At 70.9% G+C, this 23747-nt stretch carries 21 protein-coding genes; 17 read left to right on the top strand and 4 right to left on the bottom strand.

All coding sequences use genetic code 11. From position 1 onward, the window contains the following. The first annotated feature begins 88 nt into the window (after positions 1–88). From AC1PME_RS00270 to AC1PME_RS00300, 7 genes are all read left to right on the top strand, one after another. Positions 89–571: a nuclear transport factor 2 family protein gene (locus AC1PME_RS00270; protein WP_481096948.1), complete on the top strand. Its 483-nt coding sequence runs from the start codon at positions 89–91 to the stop codon at positions 569–571. A 184-nt stretch (positions 572–755) separates the two neighbouring features. Then, positions 756–3134: a TonB-dependent receptor gene (locus AC1PME_RS00275; protein ID WP_481096949.1), complete on the top strand. Its 2379-nt coding sequence runs from the start codon at positions 756–758 to the stop codon at positions 3132–3134. A 900-nt stretch (positions 3135–4034) separates the two neighbouring features. After that, a complete protein-coding gene (locus AC1PME_RS00280) occupies positions 4035–6287 on the top strand; it encodes a TonB-dependent receptor (RefSeq protein WP_307552784.1) in 2253 nt (750 codons plus the stop codon). After that, the gene (locus AC1PME_RS00285; RefSeq protein ID WP_307547547.1) at positions 6287–6577 is read left to right on the top strand and encodes a hypothetical protein; all 291 of its coding nucleotides are present in this window, start codon (positions 6287–6289) and stop codon (positions 6575–6577) included. Before AC1PME_RS00280 ends, AC1PME_RS00285 begins: the two co-directional genes overlap by 1 nt. After that, entirely contained in the window at positions 6567–6839 is a 273-nt protein-coding gene (locus tag AC1PME_RS00290) for a hypothetical protein (protein WP_254459749.1), read from the top strand. The genes AC1PME_RS00285 and AC1PME_RS00290 overlap by 11 nt, the downstream gene beginning before the upstream one ends. After that, on the top strand, positions 6836–8389 hold the full coding sequence (locus tag AC1PME_RS00295; protein ID WP_307547550.1) for a PepSY-associated TM helix domain-containing protein: 1554 nt from the start codon (positions 6836–6838) through the stop codon (positions 8387–8389). Before AC1PME_RS00290 ends, AC1PME_RS00295 begins: the two co-directional genes overlap by 4 nt. 205 nt (positions 8390–8594) lie before the next feature. Further along, positions 8595–9764: a GGDEF domain-containing protein gene (locus tag AC1PME_RS00300; RefSeq protein ID WP_307547552.1), complete on the top strand. Its 1170-nt coding sequence runs from the start codon at positions 8595–8597 to the stop codon at positions 9762–9764. A 327-nt stretch (positions 9765–10091) separates the two neighbouring features. Here the strand turns inward: AC1PME_RS00300 and AC1PME_RS00305 are convergent, their stop codons facing one another. From AC1PME_RS00305 to AC1PME_RS00315, 3 genes are all read right to left on the bottom strand, one after another. Continuing rightward, positions 10092–10562 carry an MEKHLA domain-containing protein gene (locus AC1PME_RS00305; protein ID WP_307547554.1) on the bottom strand — a complete coding sequence of 157 codons (471 nt, stop codon included), beginning with the start codon at positions 10560–10562 and terminating at the stop codon, positions 10092–10094. Positions 10563–10686: 124 nt separating this feature from the next. Beyond that, positions 10687–12342 carry a carboxylesterase/lipase family protein gene (locus AC1PME_RS00310; protein WP_307547556.1) on the bottom strand — a complete coding sequence of 552 codons (1656 nt, stop codon included), beginning with the start codon at positions 12340–12342 and terminating at the stop codon, positions 10687–10689. A 115-nt stretch (positions 12343–12457) separates the two neighbouring features. Further along, positions 12458–13474: an alpha/beta hydrolase gene (locus AC1PME_RS00315; RefSeq protein WP_481096950.1), complete on the bottom strand. Its 1017-nt coding sequence runs from the start codon at positions 13472–13474 to the stop codon at positions 12458–12460. Positions 13475–13918: 444 nt separating this feature from the next. Between AC1PME_RS00315 and AC1PME_RS00320 the strand changes: the two genes are divergently transcribed. From AC1PME_RS00320 to AC1PME_RS00365, 10 genes are all read left to right on the top strand, one after another. After that, complete coding sequence (locus AC1PME_RS00320) at positions 13919–14743, top strand: 2-keto-4-pentenoate hydratase (protein ID WP_481096951.1); 825 nt, start codon at positions 13919–13921, stop codon at positions 14741–14743. A gap of 36 nt (positions 14744–14779) precedes the next feature. Then, positions 14780–15775, top strand: a complete 996-nt coding sequence (locus AC1PME_RS00325) for a TRAP transporter substrate-binding protein (RefSeq protein ID WP_481096952.1) — start codon at positions 14780–14782, stop codon at positions 15773–15775. Positions 15776–15785: 10 nt separating this feature from the next. Continuing rightward, entirely contained in the window at positions 15786–16304 is a 519-nt protein-coding gene (locus tag AC1PME_RS00330; RefSeq protein WP_481096953.1) for a TRAP transporter small permease, read from the top strand. Positions 16305–16306: 2 nt separating this feature from the next. Further along, positions 16307–17590 carry a TRAP transporter large permease gene (locus AC1PME_RS00335; protein ID WP_242158236.1) on the top strand — a complete coding sequence of 428 codons (1284 nt, stop codon included), beginning with the start codon at positions 16307–16309 and terminating at the stop codon, positions 17588–17590. Between the two features lie 179 nt (positions 17591–17769). Continuing rightward, positions 17770–18828, top strand: coding sequence for a LacI family DNA-binding transcriptional regulator (locus tag AC1PME_RS00340; protein WP_254459759.1), 1059 nt, complete (start codon positions 17770–17772; stop codon positions 18826–18828). Positions 18829–19293: 465 nt separating this feature from the next. Beyond that, positions 19294–19683 (top strand): VOC family protein, encoded by a 390-nt coding sequence (locus AC1PME_RS00345; RefSeq protein WP_307547567.1) that lies wholly within the window; start codon positions 19294–19296, stop codon positions 19681–19683. Positions 19684–19845: 162 nt separating this feature from the next. Beyond that, on the top strand, positions 19846–20700 hold the full coding sequence (gene kduI, locus AC1PME_RS00350) for a 5-dehydro-4-deoxy-D-glucuronate isomerase (protein ID WP_481096954.1): 855 nt from the start codon (positions 19846–19848) through the stop codon (positions 20698–20700). Between the two features lie 60 nt (positions 20701–20760). Continuing rightward, positions 20761–21516 carry a 2-dehydro-3-deoxy-D-gluconate 5-dehydrogenase KduD gene (gene kduD / locus AC1PME_RS00355; RefSeq protein WP_481096955.1) on the top strand — a complete coding sequence of 252 codons (756 nt, stop codon included), beginning with the start codon at positions 20761–20763 and terminating at the stop codon, positions 21514–21516. A gap of 117 nt (positions 21517–21633) precedes the next feature. Continuing rightward, positions 21634–22290: an RpiB/LacA/LacB family sugar-phosphate isomerase gene (locus AC1PME_RS00360; RefSeq protein ID WP_254459763.1), complete on the top strand. Its 657-nt coding sequence runs from the start codon at positions 21634–21636 to the stop codon at positions 22288–22290. A gap of 229 nt (positions 22291–22519) precedes the next feature. Continuing rightward, positions 22520–22723 (top strand): hypothetical protein, encoded by a 204-nt coding sequence (locus AC1PME_RS00365; RefSeq protein ID WP_481096956.1) that lies wholly within the window; start codon positions 22520–22522, stop codon positions 22721–22723. Between the two features lie 63 nt (positions 22724–22786). Here the strand turns inward: AC1PME_RS00365 and phhA are convergent, their stop codons facing one another. Continuing rightward, complete coding sequence (phhA, locus tag AC1PME_RS00370; RefSeq protein ID WP_481096957.1) at positions 22787–23677, bottom strand: phenylalanine 4-monooxygenase; 891 nt, start codon at positions 23675–23677, stop codon at positions 22787–22789. Positions 23678–23747 lie beyond the last annotated feature (70 nt).

A 23747-nucleotide genomic window follows, 5' to 3' on the forward strand; every position in this document is an offset into this window, starting at 1 on the left:
AAGCGCTCGCATTGACGGCGCGCAGCGGCTAACCGAGGATCGCCATGCCGCGCCTGGCGGCCCAAGGTGGCAGCGATCCATGAGGGGAATGCGCTTTCTGTGCGCGGTGGGCCTGTGGCTGGGTGCGTTCGCCGCCGCCGCGGGCGAGCCGCCGGCACGCACCGTCCAGGCGTTCTATGCGTGGGCGATCGCGCCGGAGCAGGGCAACGGCGACGTTGCGCAGGTGCGGCATCTGCTGGGGCGGGAATTGTTCGCGGCGCTGGAGGCGCAGCGCGCCTACGAGGCGGCCTGCGCCAGGCTGGTCCCGGCCGACGTCAAGCCGCACATGCTGGACCAGAGCCCCTTCTTCCTGTGGCCGGACCAGCCCACCGCGTTGGTCTCGACGACCGCACAGGTCGAGGGCGACACCGCGCGGGTGCGCGCCCGCCTGGCCGTCGATGGCCTGCAGTGGACGGACACGGTGGTGCTGGGCCGCCAGGACGATCGCTGGGTGATCCTCGACATCGCCTGGCAGGAAGGCACACTGACCCAGCGCCTGGCCGCATTCGCGGCGCAGCGCTGCACGCCGTGAGGTCGCCGGCGCGTACGAGAGAACGGATGGCCTACCTGTAGGAACAGCCGTCGCGCCGTCGTTGCAATGGCGATGCAACACGAACGACATATCGTGCCGCGCTGCGCCACAGTCTGGCGCATGCCGTCGCGTGCTGCTGCGCAAGCCGAACGGACTCGATTTCGCGCGCTCACAAGGACACGACATGCTGCATCCCCATCTCTCCCCGCGGCCGCTGACTGCGCGCGCCGCGCCGGCCCGTACCCGCCTGGCGCAGGCCTGCGCCGCCCTGCTGCTGGTCTCGGTTGCCGCCACTGCCGCCGCGCAGGACAACGCGCCGTCGCTGGCCGGCAGCGCGTCCCGCCCGGCCAACGCCGCGGGCACCGGCGACGCGGCGACCTCGCTGGACACCATCATCGTCACCGCCGAGCACCGCGAGCAGAACCTGCAGGAGGTGCCGGTGTCGGTGGGCGTGGTGCAGGGCGAGGCGATGCGCGACTTCACCGCCGGCGGCGACGACACGCTGCTGGCGCTGTCCGGCCGCGTGCCCAGTTTCTATGCCGAAACCACCACCGGCCGCATCTTCCCGCGCTTCTACATCCGCGGCCTGGGCAACATCGACTTCTACCTTGGCGCCTCGCAGCCGGTGTCGATCATCCAGGACGACGTGGTGCTGGAACACGTGGTGCTGAAGTCCAATCCGGTCTATGACCTGGACCAGGTGGAAGTGCTGCGCGGCCCGCAGGGTTCGCTGTTCGGCCGCAACACCACCGCCGGCATCGTCAAGTTCGACAGCATCAAGCCCAGCGACGACTACACCGGCCGGGTCACCGCCAGTTACGGCAGCGACAACACCGTTTCGGTCGACGGCGGGATCGGCGGCCCGATCAACGACGTGCTGTCGTTCCGCGTGTCCACGCTGTACCAGCACCGCGACAACTGGGTGGACAACACGTTCCCGGGTCCCAGCGACGACGGCACGGTCACCCCGAAGAAGGACGCGATGGGTGGCTACGACGACCGCAACGCGCGCCTGCAGCTGCTGCTGAAGCCGAGCGAGCACTTCTCGCTGCTGGGCGCGTTCCACACCCGCGACTACGACGGCACCTCCACCCTGTTCCTGCGCGGCGCGCTGACCAAGGGTTCCAACAAGGTCGACGTGCCGCGCGACCAGGTGGCCTACGACGAGGCCCACGACAACCCGCAGGCGTACAGGACCCACGGCGCCTCGCTGAAGGCGATCTACGACTTCGGCGGCGTATCGCTGACCTCGATCAGCGCCTACGAGACCACCTCTGGCTACAGCCGTGGCGACACCGACGGCGGCGCCGCGGCCAACTTCCCGGTCAACGGCGTGCCCAACGGCTACGGCCAGTCGATGGGCCAGGTGCGCGACCTGGACCAGTACACCCAGGAACTGCGCCTGGCCAGCGAAGGCGACGCCCCGCTGCAGTGGCAGGCCGGCGCGTTCTACTTCGACGGCAAGGACACCACCGATTTCTACCAGCGCGCCTACTTCCTGCAGACCGCCGCGCACAATCCCAACAACTGGGTGCGCCTGCACAACAGCAACACTTCCTGGGCCGGCTTCGGCCAGCTGACCTACGCGGTCACCGACGCGCTGACCCTGACCGCCGGCGTACGCCAGACCCGCGACAGCAAGGAGACCAGGCTGCTCAAGACCGCCGACACCGCCGCCGGCGTGGTCACCTACAAGGGCCGCCGCGACGTACGCCTGGCCGACACCCAGCCGAGCTGGGACCTGAGCGCGATGTATGCGATCAACCCGAACGTCAACGTCTACGCGAAGGTCGCCCGCGGCTTCCGCGGCCCGACCATCCAGGGCCGTTCGGCGGTGTTCAACTCCGACTTCACCACCGCCGACTCGGAAACCATCCTGTCGTGGGAAGCCGGCATCAAGAGCAACCTGTTCGACAACCGCCTGCGCCTGAACGTCACCGGCTTCACCTACACCGTCGACGACATCCAGCTCAACGGCAACGACGCCAACGGCAACGGCGTGCTGTTCAACGCCGACAAGGCCAAGGCCTACGGCATGGAGGCGGACCTGGACTGGCGCCCGATCCCCAACCTGTCGCTGACCGCCGGCCTGAGCCTGCTGCACAGCGAGATCCAGGACAAGCGCGTCTATGCACAGGTGTGCGGCCTGAACGGCGTGGTGGTGTGCACGGTGAAGGACCCGACCATCCGCATCGGCAACAACACCTTCGCCCAGATCGACGGCAACCCGCTGCCGAACGCGCCCAAGTACAACGTCAACCTGGCCGCGCGCTACGACATCCCGGTCAACGATGGTGGCGCGTTCTTCGTCGCCACCGACTGGAACAAGCAGGGCTACACCAGCTTCGTGCTGTACGACTCCACCGAGTTCACCTCCAACGGCAACTTCGAAGGCGGCCTGAAGCTGGGCTACACCGGCGACTACGGCGCATGGGAAGTGGCCGCGTTCGCCCGCAACATCACCAACGAGAAGAACCTCAAGGGCGTGATCGAGAACTACATGGCGGCCGTGTACAACGAACCGCGCATCGTCGGCGTCTCGTTCAACCTGCACTGGCACTGACCGCAGGCATCGCAGCACACCGCGCCGGCAGCGCAGGCCGGCGCCAGCGGGCGGGAGGGCGATGGTCCTCCCGCCCGTTTGCGTTTGGTAGGAGCACGTTGCCGTCGCTGTGACCATAGCCGTTGCCGTTGCCGTTGCCGTTGTTGCTGTGGCTGTTGCCTTGGTTGTTGCTGTGCTTTGGTTTGGGCTGTTGTTTCGGCTTTTGACTTACCGGGTTCCCTTACGAAGCGGCGGCCAGCGCGGGGAAAAACCCCGAAGGGGCGGCGTACATGGATGTACGCCGTCCGCGGCAGGGGCAGGATGCCCCTTCCGCGGATCCCCGTGATGGACGCGGACCCGGAGCGCGCAGCGCGGAGGGCGCGTAGGCAGGGTGTGCTTTCTTTTGGTTACTTTTCTTTGCACAAGCAAAGAAAAGTAACTCGCCCGCAAGGGCGAAAGCCTTTGCTGTTGCTTCAAGCATGAGTGCCGGACAAGAAGAACTGTAGAAGCGGCTTCAGCCGCGACCGCGACGCGCCAGCCTCGCTATGCCCCTGGGACGATGGCCCCCTGCATTGCGGCAGCCGCCGGTCACTGCGTCGGGACTGAAGTCCCTCCCACAACACGTGTCTGCGCGTGACGCATACGCTGGCGCGATGCCCACTCGTAGAAGCGGCTTCAGCCGCGACGGGCTCTACCGGGAATGCCCATCGTGGCTGAAGCCGCCCCTATGGGTTCCGGATCCCCGCGCAAACCTGCCGCCCATCCCAAATCCCATGGCGGCCCCGCCCCCGCTCTGCTAAAGTCCGCGCCCAGCGCTGCCGGGTCCGGCAGCCGGGCACAGCCGCCGCCATGCCTTCATCCGTGAGTCTTTCGGGGGAATGGTGCATGCGCGTCGCGCGATCGATGTTGTCCTTGTCTGTGATGTCCGTGGTGCTGGGCTGGGCGTCGCCAACACGCGCAGCCGACGGCGAGGCCGCGCCTCCCCCCGATCCCACCACCCTCGACCAGATCGTCGTCACCGGCGAGAAGAGCGGCCGCAGCGTGCAGGACACGACCAGCTCGGTCGCCGTCACCACCGAGGCGCGCATCGAGCAGGAGAACCTGCAGAACGCCTACGAGGTGTTCAACCGCACCGCCAACATGGCGCAGACCTACGGCGACGCCGGCTTCAGCATCCGCGGTATCCGCAACATCGACGGCGGCAGCGATGCGCCGCTGGCCACCATCTACCTGGACGGCGCCGCCCTGCCGTGGAAGGCGATCAGCTGGGCGCCGCTGAGCCTGTGGGACCTGCAGCAGGTGGAGGTCCTGCGCGGCCCGCAGTCCACCCTGCAGGGCGAGAACGCCCTGGCCGGTGCCATCGTCCTGCGCACCGCCGAGCCGACCATGGACTGGCAGGGCAAGCTGCGGGTGCTGGCCTCCGATCCGTCCGACCGCAGCCTGGCCGGCGCGATCGGCGGCCCGATCGTCGCCGACGAACTGGCGTTCCGCGCCTCGGTGGAGCAGCGCAGCTTCGATGGCTACACCTGGAACCTCACCCGCCAGGCCGCCGACGATGCGCAGGTCTCGGCGATCTACCGCGGCAAGCTGCTGTGGACGCCGTCGGCGATCGCCGGGCTGAAGGTGCAACTGGGCTACACCCGCTCGCACCGCACCGGCCCGTACATGTACACCTACGTGCGCACCGACCTGCCCGATTACTTCGAACACCGCTACGCCACCAACAACACCCCGGACCGCACCCGCAGCGACAGCGACATCGTCACCCTGCAGGCCGATTACGCGCTCTCCGATGCCTGGTCGCTGTCCTCGGTCAGCGCCTGGAACAAGGTCACCTCGTCGAGCATGTGGGACATGGACCATGGCCCGGACAACGCCGGCTACGCGCAGCGCCAGCTCGACGACACCACCGCCTCGCAGGAGCTGCGCCTGCACTACGCCGGCGCCGCGGTGCAGGGCCTGCTCGGCGCGTACTGGGCGCGGCACGTGGAAGACAACGACGCGCAACTGCTGAACAACGTCGCCACGCCGACCACGACCATTGCCGGCCTGCTGCGAAGCGCCGGCTTCCCGGCCGCCACCGCCACCGCGATCGCCACCCGCTACGCGCAGGCCCTGCCGGTGATTCCGGTCGACTACGTCAGCGCCAGCCCGACCCGCTCCAGCAACCGCGCGCTGTTCGCCGACGGCCAGTGGCAGGTCGGCCGCGGGTTCTCGCTGCTGGGCGGGCTGCGCTACGACCGCCAGCGCTACGCGATGGCCTCCGACACCACCGCCGCCTTCGCCGGCCGCTATCCCGACCCGGCCGCCTTCGCCGCCAGCGGCACCGCGCTGTACCGGGCGATCGTCGCGATCAACCAGGGCGTGGCCGGCATCGTGCGCTCGGCCAACGGCGAGGTGGCGTGGAACACGCGCGACTTCGATGCGCTGCTGCCCAAGCTCGGCGTGCGCTACGACTGGAGCCCGGACCTGTCGAGCAGCCTGGTGGTGCAGCGCGGCTACCGCTCCGGCGGCTCCAGCTTCAACTCGGCGCGCAGCCAGGCCTTCCCCTACGACCCGGAATACACCTGGAACTACGAGGCCTCGCTGCGCTCGCAGTGGCTGGACCGGCGCCTGACCCTCAACGCCAACGCCTACTACATCGACTGGAAGGACAAGCAGACCACCGCCTACTTCGGCCTCAACAGCTTCGACTACAACACCGTCAACGCCGGCCGCGCGCATCTGTACGGGGCCGAGCTGGAGGCCAGCCACCGCCCCAACGAAGCGTTCGACTGGTACGGCTCGCTGGGCTATGCCCGCACCCGCTACGACAGCTTCGCCACCATCGCCGGCGCCTCGGTCATCGACTACGCCGGCCGCGAGTTCGCCTACGCGCCGCACTGGACCGCGGCGCTGGGCGCCAACTGGCGCTTCGCCGAGGGCTGGCTGGCCAACCTCAACGCGAGTTTCCGCGACCGCGTGTACACCGACATCGGTGCCGGCGCCGTGCAACTGGCCTCGCGCACCGTGGTCAACGCCAAGTTCGGCTACGAAAACCTGGACTGGAGCGCGTGGATCTTCGCCAACAACCTGCTCGACCGGAACTACGTGCAGTACCGCTGGGCCACCGATCCGGTCGCCATCCTGGGCGCGCCGCGCGTGGTCGGCATCGGCTTCGAGGCGCGCTGGTGATGACCGCCCTCGCCACCGCCGGCTATCTGCTGGCCGCCGCGCTGGCGGCGCTGGCGTTCTACCTGGCCACCGCGCACCAGCGGCTGCGCCCGGCCTGGCGCCGGCATGCGCGCGCGCTGCGCGTGGCCGGCACGCTGCTGTGCGTGGCGGCGCTGGGCGCGGCGATCGCCGCGCTGGGCATGTGGGCCGGCGTCTTCGCCGCGCTGAGCGCGACGATGCTGGCGGCGGTGGCCTTGCCCTACCTGGATGCCTGGCGGCAACTGCGCGGAGGCGACGCCGATGTGGGCTAGGTGGCTGGCGGCGATCGTGCTCGGCCTGCCGCTGGCGGTGGGCGCGATCGGCCTGTGCGTGCTGCTGTGGCCGGGCGATCTGCAGGTGCATACGCTGCCGTGGCTGTTGCTGGTGTTCCCGGCATGGGTCGGCACGATGTCGCTGGCCTTCGTGTTCCGCAGCGGCGCGCGCGCTTGGCTGTGGCTGGGCGCGGCGACCGCACTGTGCTACGCCGCGCTGTTCCTGCTCAAGGCCGCCCATCTCGTGCAGGTGACGCCATGAAGGCCGCCACGCTGCGCCAGTTCCTGTCGGCGCACAGCTGGATGGGCCTGCTCGCCGGCATGGCCTTGTTCATCGCCTTCTACGTCGGGGCGATCAACGTGTTCACCCACGACCTGGAGCAGTGGCCGCGGCCGCCGGCGGCGCACGCGCTGGCCCCGACGCTGCCGCCGGAACAGGCCGCGCAGGCGCTGGCCGACGCGGTGCTGGCGCGGCATCCGGCGCTGGCCGAGTCCTACACGCTGATGCTGCCGGGCGAGGGCCGCACGCTGCCGCAGTTCTATGCGTTCGGGCCGACCGCGCAGCAGGCCTTCGGCGGCATCGTGCAGTTCCAGCCGGGGGCCGATGGGCAACCGCTGCAACTGCCGCAGCGCAGCGGCTTCGTCGATTTCCTGTACGACCTGCATTTCACTGCCGGCCTGCCGCGTACCTTCGGCACCTACCTGTTCGGCGTGGTCTGCCTGCTGTACGGGCTGGCGCTGGTCAGCGGCGTGGTGCTGTACGTGCCGGTGCTGCTCAAGGACCTGTTCGCGCTGCGCCGCGGCCGCAACGTCAAGCGCCTGTGGCAGGACGCGCACAACGCCATCGGCATGCTGTCGCTGCCGTTCCACGTGATCTTCGCCTGGTCCGGCGCGGTGCTGACCCTGGGCGTGCTGCTGCTGGCGCCGTTCCAGTACCTGGTGTTCGACGGCAAGCTGATGCAGGTGCTGCAGCCGGACTTCGAACTGGCCCCGCACGTGCAGCCCGCGCACGTGCCTGCGCCGATGCTGCCGGTGGCCGAACTGGTGGCGCGGGCGCGCGCGGCCAACCCCGGCTTCGTGCCGGAGAGCCTGTCCTTCCACGATGCCGGCGACGCCAACGCGCAGGTGGAGCTGTACGGCCACCAGGACCAGCGCCGGCTCAACACCCTCGCCGGCGTCGCCCTGCGGGCGGCCGACGGCAAGGTGCTGCGGGTGCTGTCGCCGCAGAGCATGTCGCCGGGCGTGGCCGCGCTGCGCGGCCTGCAGACCCTGCACTTCGGCAACTACGGGCGCTGGCCGCTGCAGTGGCTGTACTTCCTGCTCGGGCTCGGCGGCGCCTTCCTGTTCTACAGCGGCAACCTGCTGTGGGTGGAAGCGCGGCGCAAGCGCCGCCAGCACGCGCAGCCGCGGCGCACCCACGTCATGGCGCGGCTGACCACCGGCGTGTGCCTGGGCTGCGTGGCCGGGGTGTCGGCGCTGTTCGTGGCCGCGCGGCTGCTGCCGCCGGGCATGGAACGCGGCGCGTACTACGCCGTGTTCGCGCTCGGCGTGGCCTGGGCACTGCTGCGTCCCACCGCCCGCGGCGCCTACGAGTTGCTGCTGGCCTGCGCGGCGCTGACCGCGCTGGTGCCGCTGGCTGGATTGCGTGGCGCCGCCGGCTGGGTGGCGCCGTGGAGCAGCGGCACGCTGCTGGCGATCGATGCCTGTGCGCTGGCGCTGGCCTGGGCCTACTGGCAGATGGCGCGCGCCGCCTATCGCCGCGGCCAGGGTGGCGATCCGCACAGCGTGTGGGCGTTCCCGCCGCCGCGCTGACGCGCGGGAGGCGAGGCCAGGCCGGTGGCGCGTATGGCACCGCTGTCACGCAACCGGTCGTCCCGAAAGTGGACAATCGCGCGCCGGTGCTTTTTCATGGTCTCGACGTAGGCACCGCAGCGTTCGCGCGAAACGGGCTCGAGTGACAGGATGTGATGTGACCTGTTACGCGTTTCGCACTGCGCTGCCGTCGACAGGGGACTGCATGCACGAGCGTTACCAGGAGCCACACGACGCGCCGCCGGGCGAGGCTTACGCGGCGCAACTGCGCAAGGGGTTCGCCGCGCTGCGGTTCGACCCTCCGCTGGAACGGGCGTACCGCCACTACACCGCCGCCACACTGGGCTTCGCGCAGCGCGTGGCGGCCTCGCTGGGCGTATTGATCGCGCTGCTGCTGTTGGGCTGGGACGCGGTGCATTTCGGCTGGCGCGGCGGTGGTGGCCTGCTCGGCTATGCGGTGGCGGTGCGCGCGGCGACCCTGCTGGCGCTGCTGTGGGTGGCGGCCGCGATCCACCGCGCCGACACGCACGGCCCCGGCCGTGCCGCGCTGCTGCTGCTGGTCGGCGGCACCGGGCTGGTGCTGTCGAGCATCGGCTATCCGCCGCAGGAACTGCGCTACGCGGCCGCGGTGATGACCCTGGTGCTGGTGGCCGGCTTCTTTCCGCTGGGCCTGGCGCTGTGGCAGAGCGTGGCGGTGGCGCTGCTGCTGTGCGCGATCAGCGCCGCCGCCGGCCACCTGTTGCTGGACGGCGCGGCGCGGGACGCCTACCTGCGCCTGCAGTGGCTGCTGTGGACGGCGGTACCGGTCGGCGCGGTCGGCGGCTACCTGCGCGAGCACTCGCGCCGCGAAGGCTTCCTGCAGCGCCGGGTGCGCGACGACGAGGCCTTGCGCGATGCGCTCACCGGGCTGGGCGACCGCCGCCGCTTCGACGAACACCTGGCGGTGGCGCTGGCCGAGCGCCGGCGCCTGCAGCGCGGCCTGGCGCTGATCCTGGTCGAACTGGACGGCTTCGCCGCGCTGGTGCAGCGCAACGGCGCCGCTGCCGCCGACCGCGCGGTGCTGGAGGTGGCCGAGGCCATGCAATGCCTGCTGCGGCCGCTGGACGTGGCCATGCGCATCGGGGCCGACCGTTTCGCGCTGGTGCTGTACGACGCCAGCGGCGCGCACCTGCGGCAGGTGGCGCCGGCGCTGCGCGACATGGTCGAGGTGATGGCGATCGCGCAGGACGCGGCGGCGCTGACGGTCAGCGTCGGTGCGCTGCTGGCCGCGCCGGAGGACACCCCGGCCACGCTGATGCAGCGCGCCGAGGCGCTGCTGGACGCCGCGCGTGCCGTCGGCAACCGGGTGGTGCTGGCCGAGGACACCGGCTGGTAGGCAGGCGGCGACCGCCATGTACCGGTACGGCCATGGCGGGCGGCGACGATGCCCTGCGCACGTTGCGGGCAGGGGCGGATGTGCTTGGCCATTTGGTGCGGCGCAGGCTCGTTACGCCGCGCGCAACGCCGTGCGTTCCGCCGCGCCAGGTAGTGACGGATCCGTGTGCGTCGTGCGCAGCGCGCCGCAGTGCAAGTCCCTCTCACCACGGCCCGGCCGACGCCTCGATGCGTGCTCCACGGTTGTAGGAGCGGCTTCAGCCGCGACAGGGGTTACCGGCAATGCGCGTCGCCGCTGAACCCGTTCCACGAGGCACGTTGCCTGCCGCTACGCCAGCACCATCGTATGCCGAGGGCTGGGCCAGAACAGCGCGGCCTGGCCCCACCCGGCGCTGCTGCCGAAGCCCAACTGCCAGACTTCGCCATCGTGGATCACGAAGCGGTTGCCCTGCTTGTCCACCCGCTGCCCGCTGTAGCCATCGGCAATGCCGCGCTGGGCGACCGCATCGAGCAGCCGCTGCCGTTCGGCGCGATTGGCCGGGGTTGCACTTAGCCGCGACGGCAGTGCGAGCATCTCGTCCTCGCTGTACTTGAAGCAGCGCAAGGCGCAGCGATTGGCGTAGAGGAACACCGGGTCGGCGCTGGCGTCATGCGCCAGGATGGCGTACGGCGCCTGCGCATGCAGCCAGTGGTAGCGGTCGGCGACGGCGTCGGGGCAATACAGGCCGTGACCGCTGAGCGCGCGGTAGCAGTCGTCGATGCGCGCGAGCAGGGTCGTCTGCGGTGCGGAAGGCGGCATGGTCGCGCTCTGGCAGCCTGCGGGAGCCCGCATTGTCGCGGATGCGCACGTTCGCGGACGTGACCCCGGCCCTGGTCTGTGCCTGCGCCACGCCGGTGACGGCGCGGCCACGCGGCGCAGGCGCTCAGAACGTCCCGCGCTGCACGAACGGCACCTGCGCATAGAGCCGGCGTTCGCCGCCGCGCGGGTCGTGCGCCAGGCGGCTGTCGGTGTCGAACAGCAGGGTCTCGCGTTGGGCCAGCGAATACGGGTCCCAGCGCGGCAGGCCGGCGTGGTTGGGGTCGCCGTGGCGGGCGAAGGCGAGCAGCGCCGCGCTCATCGCATCGGCCATGCGCTGCGCGTCGGCGCCGTCGCCGGTGCGCGAACCGGGTTGGCGGATGTTGTCGAACACCAGCGGGATGTCCAGGGTGTGGAAGGCGCCGAACTTGCCGCCGTCCAGCGGCGAGCCCCAGTCGAGCTGGTAGACCCAGGTCGGCGCGCCCTGCCGCGCCCGCGCCTCGGCTTCCTCCACCGCGCCGCGCCAGGAACGGCCGGCGGTGGTGGCGGCGAAGAACACCTCGCTCGGCGTGTAGTGCGGATACAGCCGCCGGTACTCGGCGATCACCATCTGCGGCGACAGGTCCACGTACTGTTCCTGCGCCAGCTTGTCCGGCAGGGCGTCCCAGCTCAGCGCGAAGTTGGCCGGATCGTGGCCGAGGAAGGCGCGGGTCTCGTCGCGGGTGTTGCCGATCACCATCGGGATGCGCGCCGACTGCGGCGGCGCGTCCGGCCAGAACGGATGCCGGTGCAGCACCTGCGCATCCAGCACCGGGCCCAGGTACAGCGCGGCGGTCTCGGCGCGCGAGGGGTCGGGCGTGCGCGTGGCCTCGAGCACGCGCTGCATCGGCAGCGTGCGCAGCGCGTCCAGTTGCGTTGGTTCCAGCTGCAGGGCCTGCAGCAGCAGCTGCGCACGCTGGCTGGCCGCACGCGGCCCGGCGGCGGTGACCTGCTGCCCGCTCATGGTCCAGGCGCGGTGGAACAGGCCCTGCGCGGCCGGCATCGCCATCAGCGTGGCGATCTTGGCGCCGCCGCCGGATTGGCCGAACACGGTGACGTTGCCGGCATCGCCGCCGAACTCGGCCGCGTGCGCGCGCACCCAGTGCAGCGCCTGCACCAGGTCGAGCTGGCCGACGTTGCCGGAGGCGGCATAGGCCGGCCCGCCGAACGGCGCCAGGTACAGGTAGCCGAAGGCGTTGAGGCGATGATTGACGCTGACCACCACCACGTCGCCGCGCTGGCACAGGCGCACGCCGTCGTACAGCGGGTCGCTGCCGGAGCCGTTGTTGTAGGCGCCGCCGTGGATATAGACCAGGATCGGACGGCGCGCGCCATCGCGCAGGCCCGGGGTCCAGACGTTGAGAAACAGGCAGTCCTCGCTGACCGGCTCGGCCCCCCGCTGCGGCGCCGACGCGGCGTAGGCGCTGCAGTCGCGCACGCCATGCCAGGGCCGCTCCTGCAGCGCCGGCTGGAAGCGGCGTGGTGCGGTGTCGGCGCCGTAGGGAATGCCCTTGAACGCCAGCACGCCCTGCTCGCGCACGCCGTGGATGCGGCCGCTGCGGGTGCGCGCCAGCGGCGCCGCTGGCGTCGGCGCCGCCGCGGTCGCGAACCCGGGTAGCGCGCCGCTCACCGCCAGCGCGCCGAGCGCGCCGTCGCGCAGGAAGCGGCGCCGGCCCTGGTCGTCGGGAGCGGCCGCGGCGGATACGGCGGTGTGCGAGCCGGGCAGGCGGGGACGGGCGGTCATGCGTGGACGGACTCCTGACGAGGCGATCGGGGACGCGTGTGCGGCGTGGCGACGCGGCGGCTACCGGCGATGCGATCGCGTGGCGGGGCACGCAGCGGCGCGCAGGCCACGTGGCTCACTTCCCCTCCGCTGGCGGCGGGATCGGCGCGCGGGCGCGCGGATCGTCCTGCACGTTGCGCATCCAGCTCAGCGCCAGCTGCGGCCAGGCCGCCAACGGTAGGCCGGCGATGCCGCGGACGCCGAAGCCATGGCCGCCGTGCGCGAACAGGTGCAGCTCGGCCGGTATCCCCGCCTGGCGCAGCGCCTGGTAGAACAGCAGGCTGTTCTCCACCGACACCACCGGGTCGTCCTGCGCCTGAACCAGGAAGGTCGGCGGCATGCCGGCGTGCACGCGGTTCTGCAGCGAGTAGGCGGCCATGGTCGCCGCATCCGGGTGGCGGCCGAGCAGCCGCAGCCGCGAGCCGGTGTGCGCCGCGGTGCCGCTGCCCATGTCGATGACCGGGTACAGCAGCAACAGGAAGTCCGGGCGCGCGCTGACCCGGTCGACCGCATCGCGGGCCGGATACACCGGGTCGTCGTAGCGGGTGCCGAGGCTGGCGGCGACGTGGCCGCCGGCGGAGAAGCCGATCGCGCCGATGCGGTGCGGGTCCACGCCATAGTCCGCGGCATGCGCGCGGATCAGGCGCAGCGCGCGCTGTGCGTCGGCCAGCGGCTGGTCGCGCGCCGCGGCGTTGCCGTCGGCAGCGGCGTCCGGTAGCCGGTAGCGCAGCAGGAACAGGGTAATGCCCGCCTGTTCGGCGAAGATCGGTTCCAGCGCCGTGCCTTCCTTGTCCAGTACCAGGCGTGCATAGCCGCCGCCGGGCGCCACCAGCAGCGCGCTGCCGTTCGGGTGCTTCGGCCGGTACACCACCAGGTAGGGCTGGTAGCGGCCGCTGAGCGCGCGATCGGGCAGGGCCGGGTCGTCGCTGCGTTCGACCAGGTGCGGTTGCTCGGGGCCGGCCGCCGACCCCGGCGCCGGACCGGACCACAGCGGCAGCCGCGCCGCCAGCTCGGCGGCGCTCTCGCTGGCCGGGCGCTCGGCCGCCGCGGTCGGGCCGAGGGCACCCAGCAACAGCCCCAGCGCCGCCAACAAGGCGATGCCAGGCCGGGACCGGCGCCTGCCGCAGGGCGTCGGCAGGAGGCCGGTGGGGCGTAGGCGGAGGAGATGGTGTTGGGCCGACATCGTCGAGATCTCGTGGTGGGTGGAAGAAGCCCGCGCGGCGCGCATGGCCGCCGCGGGCGCTGGCCTCCAGTGTGCGCGCGGCCTGCGCCAACGCATGACGCTGTATTGCTGTTGCTGTTGCTGTTGCCGCCTCCCGATTCCCGCCTCCCGCCTCCCGCCTCCCGCCTCCCGCCTCCCGCCTCCCGATTCCCGATTCCCGATTCCCGATTCCCGATTCCCGATTCCCGATTCCCGATTCCCAGCCCCAATGCCGCACCGCACATTGCCAATGACACCGGTTTACCATATACAACGGCGCAGCGCGCTGTCGATGCGCGGCGCAGCAATCCCCGGTCCCCCACATTCCTTGCGGAGATGCCCTTGAGCCTTCCTTCCGGCCCGTCGCAGACGCCACCGCCCGCGTTGGCCGACATCGCGGCCCGCTTCGTCCAGGCCCGCCGCCAGGGGCGCGCACTGCCCGATTTCCCCGGCGTCATCCCGGACGACCTGGAGACCGCCTATCGCGTGCAGGACCTGGCGATCGCGCAATGGCCGGACCGCGTGGTCGGCTGGAAGGTCGGCTACATCGCCCCCGAGCGCCGCGACCATTCCGGGGACGAGCGCCTGCTGGGCCCGATCTTCGCCGCTGCGCTGTGGAATGCCACCGGTGGAACAGCGGACATCCCGGTGTTCGACGGCGGCTTCGGCGCGGTCGAGGCCGAGTACGTGCTGCGCCTGGATGCGGACGCGCCCGCCGACCAGCTGCACTGGACCGCGCAGCAGGCCGCGCAGCTGCCGGCGACGCTGTTCGTCGGGGTCGAGGTGGCGAGCAGCCCGCTGGCCACGATCAACCAGCTCGGGCCGCGCGTGGTGATCTCCGATTTCGGCAACAACAACGGCCTGCTGCTGGGGCCGCAGGTGCCGGACTGGACCGCGCTGGACGAGGCCGCGCTGCGCGCCGAGACCTGGATCGAGGGCCAGTGCGTGGGCACGGGCGGCGCCACGCTGCTGCCGGGCGGCTTGCGTGCGGCGTTCGCGTTCGCGCTGGCGCGCTCGGCCCGGCGCGGGCGGCCGCTGCGCCGCGGCGAGCTGATCGCCACCGGCAACGCCACCGGCATCCACGACATCGCCATCGGCCAGCAGGCGACGATCCGCTTCGACGGCTACGGCGAACTTCATTGCAGGGCGGTCGCGGCCTAGGCTGCGCGCTGACCACGACGCGCGGGAGGGCGCAGCATGATCACTCGTAGACGATTTCTCGGTGCAGGCATCACCGCCGCGGCGGCGGCCAGCGTGCCGCTGGGCGCGTTGGCGCAGCGCGGCGATACCCGGCTGCTCACCGCCACCGACGTGCACGTGGCCGACTATCCCACCGTGGAGGCGGTGCGCTGGTTCGGGCAGACCCTGGAGCAGCAGACCGGCGGCCGCCTGCGCCTGCGCCAGTACCATTCCGGCCAGCTCGGCCGCGAGGCGGAGGCGATCGACATGGCGCGCTTCGGCGCCATCGACATCACCCGGGTGTACTCCGGCGCGCTGAACAACACCTTCCCGCTGACCCAGGCGCTGTGCCTGCCGTACGTGTTCGACTCGGTGGCGCACCTGCGCCGGGCGATCGACGGCCACGTCGGCGACAGCATCCTGCGCAGCTTCGAACAGCGCGACCTGGTCGGGCTGGCGATCTACGACTCCGGCGCGCGCTGCTTCTACAACACCAAGCATCCGCTGCGGCAGCCCAAGGACCTGCACGGGCTCAAGCTGCGCGTGGCGTCCTCGGACATCTTCCTCAAGCTGATGCGCATGCTCGGCGCCAACCCCACGCCGATGTCGCTGGGCGAGACCTTCTCGGCGATGGAGACGCACATGATCGACGGCGCCGAGAACAACATGCGCAGCTTCCAGTCCAGCCGCCACTTCGAAGCCGCGCACTACTGGTCGCAGAGCGAGCACTCCTACGCGCCGGACGTGCTGGTGATGTCCAGGCGCAGCTTCGAGACGCTGGCGCCGGACGAGCGCGCGCTGGTGCTGGAGACCGCACGGCAATCGGTGACGGTGATGCGCCGGCTGTGGGACGCCTCCGAGGCGCAGGCGCGGCAGCAGGTGATCGACTACGGCGTGGCCGTCAACGAGGTCGACATGCCGGCCTTCCGCAAGGCCGCCGCGCCGCTGCTGGCCGAGTACCGGCAGCAGCCGGAGATCGAAGCCCTCTACCGCCGCATCCGCGACTTCGCCTGAGCCCATGCCGATGACCGACCACGACCTCGCCCTCCCGGTGTCGCCGCTGCAGCGGCTGCTGGACCGCATCGCCCACCTCGCCATCGGCATCGCCGCCGCGGCCCTGCTCGGGCTGGTGGTGGTGCAGGGCTGGCAGGTGTTCACCCGCTACGTGCTCAACGACTCGCCGAGCTGGACCGAGCCGGTGACGCTGCTGCTGCTGAGCACGGCGATGAGCCTGGGCGCCGCCGCCGGCGTGCACACCCGCCGCCACTTCGGCTTCTTCCTGCTGGCCGAGACGCTGCACGCCACCCTGCGCCGGGTCATCGACCTGCTGCGCCCGCTGCTGGTGGCCGCGATCGGCGCGGTGATCGCGTGGTGGGGCGCGGTGCTGCTGCTGGACGGGCTGGACATCAAGATGGCCGGCGCGCGGATGCCGCAGAGCATCAACTACCTGCCGCTGTCGATCGGCGGCGCGCTGATGAGCGTGTTCGCGCTGTACCAGGCCTGGCGGGTGCTGCGCCCGGGCACCACCGTGGGGAGGAACTGAGCATGGCCATCGCCATCCTGTTGGGATTGTTCGTCGTGCTGCTGCTGATCGGCGTGCCGGTGGCGTACGCGCTGGGCGCGGCGGCGCTGGCCACGCTGCTGTACCTGGACCTGCCGGCGGTGGTGCTGGTGCAGCAGATCTCCGCCGGCAGTGGTTCGGCATCGTTGATCGCGATCCCGTTGTTCATCTTCGCCGGCGAACTGATGCTGCGCGGCGGCATCTCCGACCGCCTGATCGCGCTGGCGTCGTCGCTGGTCGGGCGCATGCGCGGCGGCCTGGGTCAGGTCAGCGTGCTGTCCTCGCTGTTCTTCGGCGGCGTGTCCGGCTCGGCCATCGCCGACGTCTCGGCGGTCGGCGGCACCATGATTCCGCAGATGATCAACCGCGGCTACGACCGCGACTACGCGGTCAACGTCAGCATGACCGCGGCGCTGGTGGCGCTGCTGGTGCCGCCCTCGCACAACCTGATCCTGTTCTCGGCCGCGGCCGGCGGCGGCCTGTCGATCGCCGACCTGTTCGCCGCCGGCATCGTCCCGGCGCTGCTGATGACCGCGGCAATGATGCTCACCGGCTACGCGGTGGCGCGCTCGCGCGGCTACGGCACCGAAGCGTTCCCGGGCTGGCGCGCGGTGGCGCTGCGGCTGGTCGGGGCGTTGCCGGGCCTGGGCCTGGTCGCGCTGATCTTCGTCGGCATCCGCGCCGGCATCTTCACCGCGGTGGAGAGCGCGGCGATCGCGGTGGTGTACGCGTTGCTGGTCACCGCGCTGCTGTACCGGCAGTTGCGCTGGGCCGAGTTCTTCGCCGCGGTGACGCATGCCGCGCGCACCACCGGGGTGATCCTGTTCGTGATCGCCACCGCGGCGGTGTTCGGCTGGCTGCTGGCCTACCTGCAGGTGCCGGCGGCGGCGGTGCATTTCCTGCAGTCCATCGCCCACAGCCAGCACACGGTGCTGCTGATGATCGTGGTGATGCTGCTGTTGCTGGGCATGTTCATGGACCTGGCGCCGAAGATCCTGATCTGCACGCCGATCTTCCTGCCGGTGGCCAAGGCCTACGGCATCGACCCGATCCATTTCGGCCTGGTGATGGTGCTGGCCGGCGGCATCGGCCTGATCACTCCGCCGGTGGGCTCGGTGCTGTTCATCGGTACCTCGATCGGGCAGATCACCGTCGCCCAGAGCATGCGCACCATCTGGCCGTTCTGGCTGGCGGCGCTGTGCGTGCTGCTGATCGTGGCGTTCTTCCCGGAACTGTCGCTGTGGCTGCCGCGCGCGCTGCGCGCGTGAGCCGGCCCGGCGGCGTGCGACAGGCCGCAACCGCGGGCCGTCCACGCAGTCGCCGCTGCCGGCGTCGGTGGCCCAGCGGCCCGCGCCGGGGCGGTGCGTCTACACCGCTTGCGTGACCGTGCGCGGGAGCCAACATGACACCCAGTAGAATCTCCTCTCTTTCGCCCGGTTTTCCATCCATGGCGCCGAACAAGCCCCGTCCCGCCGATGCTCCCGCCTCCGCCCACGGCAAGGCCGCGACGATCAACGACATCGCGCGCCTGTCCGGGGTGTCGAAGAAGACCGTGTCGCGGATCATCAACAACTCGCCGCTGGTGCGCAAAGACACCCGCGAGAAGGTCGAGGCGCTGATGCGCGAGGTCGGCTACGCGCCGGACCCGCTGGCGCGCGGGCTGGCGTTCCGCCGCTCGTTCCTGATCGGCATGGTCTACGACAACCCCACCGCGCAGTACATCGTGGACATGCAGTACGGCGCGCTGGACGCGCTGCGCGGCTCCAGCTTCGAACTGGTGGTGCACCCGTGCGACAGCCGCAGCCCCGGCTACATCGAGGGCGTGCGCCGTTTCGTGCAGCAGCAGAAGCTGCACGGGGTGATCCTGGTGCCACGCGCCTCCGAGGACCAGGCGCTGGCGGACATGCTCGCCGGCATCGGCGTGCGCTACACCCGCATCGCCTCGCTGCCGCTGGACAGCACCTCGCAGATGGTGGTCACCCACGACCGCGACGGCGCCGCCGAGGCCGCCGACTACCTGCTGTCGCTGGGCCACCGCGACATCGCCCTGATCACCGGCCCCAGCGCCTACCGCTCCGCGCACGAGCGCACCGCCGGCTTCATCGACGCGCTGACCCGGCGCGGCATCGAACTGCCGCCGGCGCGCATCGTCGAGGCCGGCTACACCTTCGAATCGGGCGTGGCCGCGGCGGAAAAGCTGCTGCTGGGCAAGCAGCGGCCCAGCGCGATCTTCACCGGCAACGACGAAATGGCCGCCGGCGTGTACAAGGTCGCGCTGCGCGCCAACATCAACATCCCGCGCCAGCTCTCGATCATCGGCTACGACGACAGCCCGCTGGCCTCGCGGCTGTGGCCGTCGCTGACCTCGGTGCGCCGGCATACCCGCGACACCGGCCGCACCGCCGCGGCGATGCTGATCCAGCCCGAGGGCACGCCGTCGCTGGCCGTGGCCAGCGTGCGCCCGCACCTGATCGTGCGCGACTCCTGCCAGCCGCCGGAAGACTGAGCGCGGCGGCGCGGCCGGCGACCGGCGCGCGCGCGACGTGTCGGGGCGAGCGGCGCTTGCGGCCTGCCATGCGCTTGCGAAGCAACGGCGCGATCCGTCGGTCGAGATTCGCCGCTGCCGAAGCGGCTTCAGGGCATCTCCAATCCAGGTGTGGGGCGCATTTGTGGGAGGGGCTTCGGCCCCGACGCGCACGAACGGAACTGCCGTGGCGGCGGATCCTCCAGGGACCGGGAACGCTCCGCGCCGCAACGCGGCGCCCGCTTGGCCGTGGGACCTGCCCGTTCCGATGCCATCCATGCATTGCGCCCGCACGGCACGTGTCCTGCCACCGCACCCCTCCCGGCCCGCCGCAAACCCTCTACACTGCGTCCGACCGTGCGGACACCGCTCCGCCCATCGAAGGCCCGCTCCGTTCCGGCACCGCCCGGGCGGACCCACGCGGCCTTCCCGCGAGGAGCCTTCGCCATGTCGTCCCCTGTCCCTGCCGCCACCGCGGTCCGTTTCGGCCGCCTGGCGCCGACCGTGCCCGTCGCCGAGATCCCCCGCGCCGTCGCCTTCTACACCGAACGCCTGGGCTTCCGCAGCGTGTTCCAGAACGGCAGCCCGGTCGGCTTCGTGATCCTGAAGAAGGACGCCGCCGAACTGCACCTGACCCTGCGCCCGGGCCACCGCGGCAGCACCAGCAACGTCGCCCACCTGCTGGTCGACGACGCGGCGGCGCTGCACGACGGCCTGCAGGCGCAGGGCGTGCGCATCGTCAAGGCGATCCGCGACGCCGACTTCGGCCTGCGCTGCTTCGTCTTCGCCGACCCCGACGGCAACCGCATCGACGTCGGCCAGCCGTTGCCGCGCTGAGCCGCTGCGCCGCCCCCCCCGCGGCGCAGCGCCTTTCATCCCCAATCCCGAATCCCCAATCCCCGCCGTTCGTGCACTGCGGAATGACACCGGTTTACCAGACCCGCTAGACTGTCCTCCGTGGCGGGCTGCCGCATGCCGTCGCCTGCACTGGAGAGACCCATGTCCCTGTACTGCAAGACCCACTACGCCACCCATCCCGACGCGATCAAGGGCGCCAGCAACGACCAGCTGCGCGATCTGTACCTGCTCGACGGCCTGTTCGTGGACGACGCGGTGACCCTGAAGTACACCCACTACGAGCGCTTCGTGCTCGGCGGCGCCGCGCCGCTGACCGGGCCGGTGCGGCTGCCGGCGCAGACCGAGCCGGCCTCCGCCGCCGGCCACCCGTTCCTGGAGCGGCGCGAGCTGGGCGTGATCAACGTCGGCGCCGGCAGCGGCACCGTCACCGTCGACGGCACCGCGTATCCGCTCGGTCCCAAGGACGGCCTGTACGTGGCGATGGGCAGCGCCGAGGTGCTGTTCGCCTCCGACGATGCGGCCACGCCGGCGCAGTTCTACCTGGCCTCCACCCCGGCGCATGCGCGCTTTGCCACCAAGCGCCTGTCGATCGCCGAGGCGGTGGCGCTGGACCGCGGCGCGCTGGAGACCAGCAATGAACGCACCATCTACCAGTACATCGTGCCGGCCACCTGCCAGTCTTCGCAGTTGCTGCTGGGCCTGACCGTGCTCAAGCCGGGCAGCGTCTGGAACACCATGCCGCCGCACCTGCACGACCGCCGCAGCGAGGTCTACTTCTACTTCGACCTCGGCGCCAACGACCGCGTCTACCACTTCATGGGCGAGCCGGACGCGCAGCGCCACATCGTGGTCGCCAACAACGAGGCGGTGGTGTCGCCGCCGTGGTCGATCCACATGGGCGCCGGCACCGCCAACTACGCCTTCATCTGGGCGATGGGCGGCGAGAACCTCGACTACACCGACATGCACGTGCTGGACATCTGCCAGCTCAAGTAGGCGCGCCGTCCGCGCCGTGCCCCGTCCCCGCCGTCCGCATCCCTTCTAGGAGCCCTCGCAATGCCCCATCCGTTCAGTCTCGAAGGCAAGGTCGCCCTGGTCACCGGCGCCAACACCGGCCTCGGCCAAGGCATCGCCGTGGCGCTGGCGCAGGCCGGCGCCGACATCGCCGCCGCCGGCATCCAGGCGCCGACCGAGACCGAAGCCAAGGTCACCGCGCTGGGCCGGCGCTTCATCGCCATCGAGGCCAACCTGATCAGCATCGAGCCGGTGCAGCGCATCCTCGACCAGACCCTGGCCGGCCTCGGCCGCCTGGACATCCTGGTCAACAACGCCGGGCTGATCCGCCGCGCCGACGCGGTGGACTTCAGCGAGCAGGACTGGGACGACGTCATGAACGTCAACATCAAGTCCGCGTTCTTCATGTGCCAGGCCGCCGGCCGCCACTTCATCGCCCAGGGCAGCGGCAAGATCATCAACATCGCCTCGATGCTGTCGTTCCAGGGCGGCATCCGCGTGCCCTCGTACACCGCCAGCAAGTCCGGCATCGCCGGCATCACCCGCCTGCTCGCCAACGAGTGGGGCGCCAAGGGCGTCAACATCAACGCCATCGCCCCGGGCTACATGGCCACCGACAACACCGCGCAGCTGCGCGCCGACCCCGCGCGCAACCAGGCGATCCTGGAGCGCATCCCGGCCGGCCGCTGGGGCGTGCTGGAGGACCTGGGCGGCACCGCGGTGTTCCTGGCCAGCAGCGCCTCGGACTACGTCAACGGCACCGTGATCCCGGTCGACGGCGGCTGGCTCGCGCGCTAACGGCCGTCCCTTCTCCCCCCGGGAGAAGGTGCCCGCAGGGCGGATGAGGGTACGCCCACCGCCGACCCATCCCAGCCAAACCCTTCCATCACCCAATCCCCCACCAAAGGACCCCCCATGAAAATCGCCCTAATGAACGAGTTCAGCCAGGCCGCCAAGAACCCGGTGATCCTGCAGCAGCTCAACGACGTCGCCGCCGCCCAGGGCCACAGCGTGTTCAACGTCGGCATGGACGGCGACGCCGACCACCGCCTGACCTACATCCACCTGGGCATCTGCGCCGGCCTGCTGCTCAATGCCGGGGCGGTGGACTTCGTGGTCGCCGGCTGCGGCACCGGCCAGGGCGCGATGATGTCGCTCAACGCGCACCCGGGCGTGTTCTGCGGCTACTGCATCGAGCCGACCGACGCCTACCTGTTCGCCCAGGTCAACAACGGCAACGCGCTGGCGCTGGCCTTCGCCAAGGGCTACGGCTGGGGCGCGGAGATCAACGTGCGCTACATCTTCGAGAAGGCCTTCGGCGGCGAGCGCGGCATGGGCTACCCGGCCGAGCGCCGAGAATCGCAGCAGGCCAACGCCGGCATCCTGACCCAGGTCAAGCAGGCCCTGGCCAAGTCCTACCTGGACGGCCTGCGCGCGCTGGATCCGGAACTGGTCAAGCAGGCCGTGGGCGGCCCGCGCTTCCAGCAGTGCTTCTTCGACAACGCCCAGGACGCCGAGCTGCGCGCCTTCGTCGCCGGGGTGCTGGGCAAGGCCGAGGCGGCTGCGGCCTGATCGCATAGTGCTCCGCTCGAGCCCCTCTCCCGCGGAGAGGGGGTAGGGCGAGCGCCGAAGGAAGCGACCAGAGCGCATCACGCTTCCGCGCGCGCCGCTCCTGTGGCGTCGCGCTGCAGCGGCTTCGGTCCGAAATGCAAAAGGCCCAGCCGCCCAGATCGTCCGGTCGCACATCTGGGACCTCGAATTCGAGGTCCAGAACGCCGGCGGTCGGCCCACCGTCGCGAACATGCGCAACCACATCCTCGGCTGCGTGCCGGCGCGCAGCGTTGTCGGCACCCGGCTGCCCGCGGGTCCGCAGGGGCCGTTCAAGCTGACCACGCCGCAGATTCGCGGGAGCGAGGTCGGCGACAGCGCCCTCTACAACTACTTGAACGGCTGCAACCTGAAACCGGCCAGCGTGACCGGCATCGCACTCATGGGCGACGACTGAGCGCGCGGTGCGGCCAGGCGACGGTCGCGTGCGGGCACGCCCGCCGCGGCCGTCGTGGTGACCTCACACGTCCCCGCCGTCCGCCCAGCCTTCGCCGCTGCCGGCATGGAACACGCGGTCCTGCGCCTGTACCTGGCCGGCCGGCAGGTGCGCTTGGTCGGCCAGCGCCGCGTAGAGCGGAGTGAAGTCCGGCGAGGTCGCCTGCATCAGCTGTTCGAAGCTGTCGATGACGAAGTAGGTCTTCTGGTAGGTGTCGATGCGGTAGCGGGTGCGCATGATCCGCTGCAGGTCGAAGCCGATGCGGTTGGGCGCGTCCGACTCCAGCGAATACAGCGACTCGCCCTTGGAGGAGACGATGCCGGCGCCGTAGATGCGCAGGCCGTCGGCGGTGTCGATCAGGCCGAACTCCACCGTGTACCAGTACAGCCGGGTCAGGTTCTGCAGCGCCTCCGGGCCGATCGCGTGCGCCTTCACTCCGCCGCGGCCGTAGGCCTGCATGTAGTCGGCGAACAGCGGGTTCATCAGCAGCGGCACGTGGCCGAACAGGTCGTGGAACAGGTCCGGCTCGGCGATGTAGTCGATCTGCTCGGGCCGGCGGATCCACCAGGTCACCGGGAAGCGGCGGTTGGCCAGGTGATCGAAGAAGTCCAGTTCCGGCAGCAGTCCCTCGACACCGACCAGGGTCCAGCCGGTGGCCGCCTGCAGCACCGCGTTGAGCTGGTCGAAGCGCGGGATCGCCTGCGGACTCATGCCCATCGCGTCCTGCGCCTGCAGGAACTCCTCGCACGCCCGGCCGACCAGCAGGTCGCGCTGGCGCTTGTACAGCGTGCCCCAGGTGGCATGGTCGTCGGCGCTGTAGCTGTCCCACGGCTGGGCCACCACGGCGGTGGTGTAGACCGGCACGTAGCCCTTGTCGGTCTGCTGGTGTTCGACGCGGCGCGGTGCGGTGTCCATGGTCGACGCTCCGGGAAGGGATGCCACGATGGTAGGCGTGCCAGCGCGCAATGGGCTTGCGAAGTTGCGC

The organism is Xanthomonas sp. NCPPB 901 (assembly GCF_056725085.1).

What these genes read in the sequence shown, in the direction of transcription:
- AC1PME_RS00345 (WP_307547567.1), top strand. Translation starts at nt 19,294, where the DNA reads ATGTCGTCCCCTGTCCCTGCCGCCACCGCGGTCCGTTTCGGCCGCCTG.
- kduD (WP_481096955.1), top strand. Translation starts at nt 20,761, where the DNA reads ATGCCCCATCCGTTCAGTCTCGAAGGCAAGGTCGCCCTGGTCACCGGC.
- AC1PME_RS00275 (WP_481096949.1), top strand. Translation starts at nt 756, where the DNA reads ATGCTGCATCCCCATCTCTCCCCGCGGCCGCTGACTGCGCGCGCCGCG.
- AC1PME_RS00330 (WP_481096953.1), top strand. Translation starts at nt 15,786, where the DNA reads ATGACCGACCACGACCTCGCCCTCCCGGTGTCGCCGCTGCAGCGGCTG.
- AC1PME_RS00320 (WP_481096951.1), top strand. Translation starts at nt 13,919, where the DNA reads ATGCCCTTGAGCCTTCCTTCCGGCCCGTCGCAGACGCCACCGCCCGCG.
- AC1PME_RS00335 (WP_242158236.1), top strand. Translation starts at nt 16,307, where the DNA reads ATGGCCATCGCCATCCTGTTGGGATTGTTCGTCGTGCTGCTGCTGATC.
- AC1PME_RS00365 (WP_481096956.1), top strand. Translation starts at nt 22,520, where the DNA reads ATGCGCAACCACATCCTCGGCTGCGTGCCGGCGCGCAGCGTTGTCGGC.
- phhA (WP_481096957.1), bottom strand. Translation starts at nt 23,677, where the DNA reads ATGGACACCGCACCGCGCCGCGTCGAACACCAGCAGACCGACAAGGGC.
- AC1PME_RS00305 (WP_307547554.1), bottom strand. Translation starts at nt 10,562, where the DNA reads ATGCCGCCTTCCGCACCGCAGACGACCCTGCTCGCGCGCATCGACGAC.
- AC1PME_RS00270 (WP_481096948.1), top strand. Translation starts at nt 89, where the DNA reads ATGCGCTTTCTGTGCGCGGTGGGCCTGTGGCTGGGTGCGTTCGCCGCC.
- AC1PME_RS00290 (WP_254459749.1), top strand. Translation starts at nt 6,567, where the DNA reads ATGTGGGCTAGGTGGCTGGCGGCGATCGTGCTCGGCCTGCCGCTGGCG.
- AC1PME_RS00285 (WP_307547547.1), top strand. Translation starts at nt 6,287, where the DNA reads ATGACCGCCCTCGCCACCGCCGGCTATCTGCTGGCCGCCGCGCTGGCG.
- AC1PME_RS00300 (WP_307547552.1), top strand. Translation starts at nt 8,595, where the DNA reads ATGCACGAGCGTTACCAGGAGCCACACGACGCGCCGCCGGGCGAGGCT.
- AC1PME_RS00340 (WP_254459759.1), top strand. Translation starts at nt 17,770, where the DNA reads ATGGCGCCGAACAAGCCCCGTCCCGCCGATGCTCCCGCCTCCGCCCAC.
- AC1PME_RS00280 (WP_307552784.1), top strand. Translation starts at nt 4,035, where the DNA reads ATGTCCGTGGTGCTGGGCTGGGCGTCGCCAACACGCGCAGCCGACGGC.
- kduI (WP_481096954.1), top strand. Translation starts at nt 19,846, where the DNA reads ATGTCCCTGTACTGCAAGACCCACTACGCCACCCATCCCGACGCGATC.
- AC1PME_RS00325 (WP_481096952.1), top strand. Translation starts at nt 14,780, where the DNA reads ATGATCACTCGTAGACGATTTCTCGGTGCAGGCATCACCGCCGCGGCG.
- AC1PME_RS00360 (WP_254459763.1), top strand. Translation starts at nt 21,634, where the DNA reads ATGAAAATCGCCCTAATGAACGAGTTCAGCCAGGCCGCCAAGAACCCG.
- AC1PME_RS00295 (WP_307547550.1), top strand. Translation starts at nt 6,836, where the DNA reads ATGAAGGCCGCCACGCTGCGCCAGTTCCTGTCGGCGCACAGCTGGATG.
- AC1PME_RS00310 (WP_307547556.1), bottom strand. Translation starts at nt 12,342, where the DNA reads ATGACCGCCCGTCCCCGCCTGCCCGGCTCGCACACCGCCGTATCCGCC.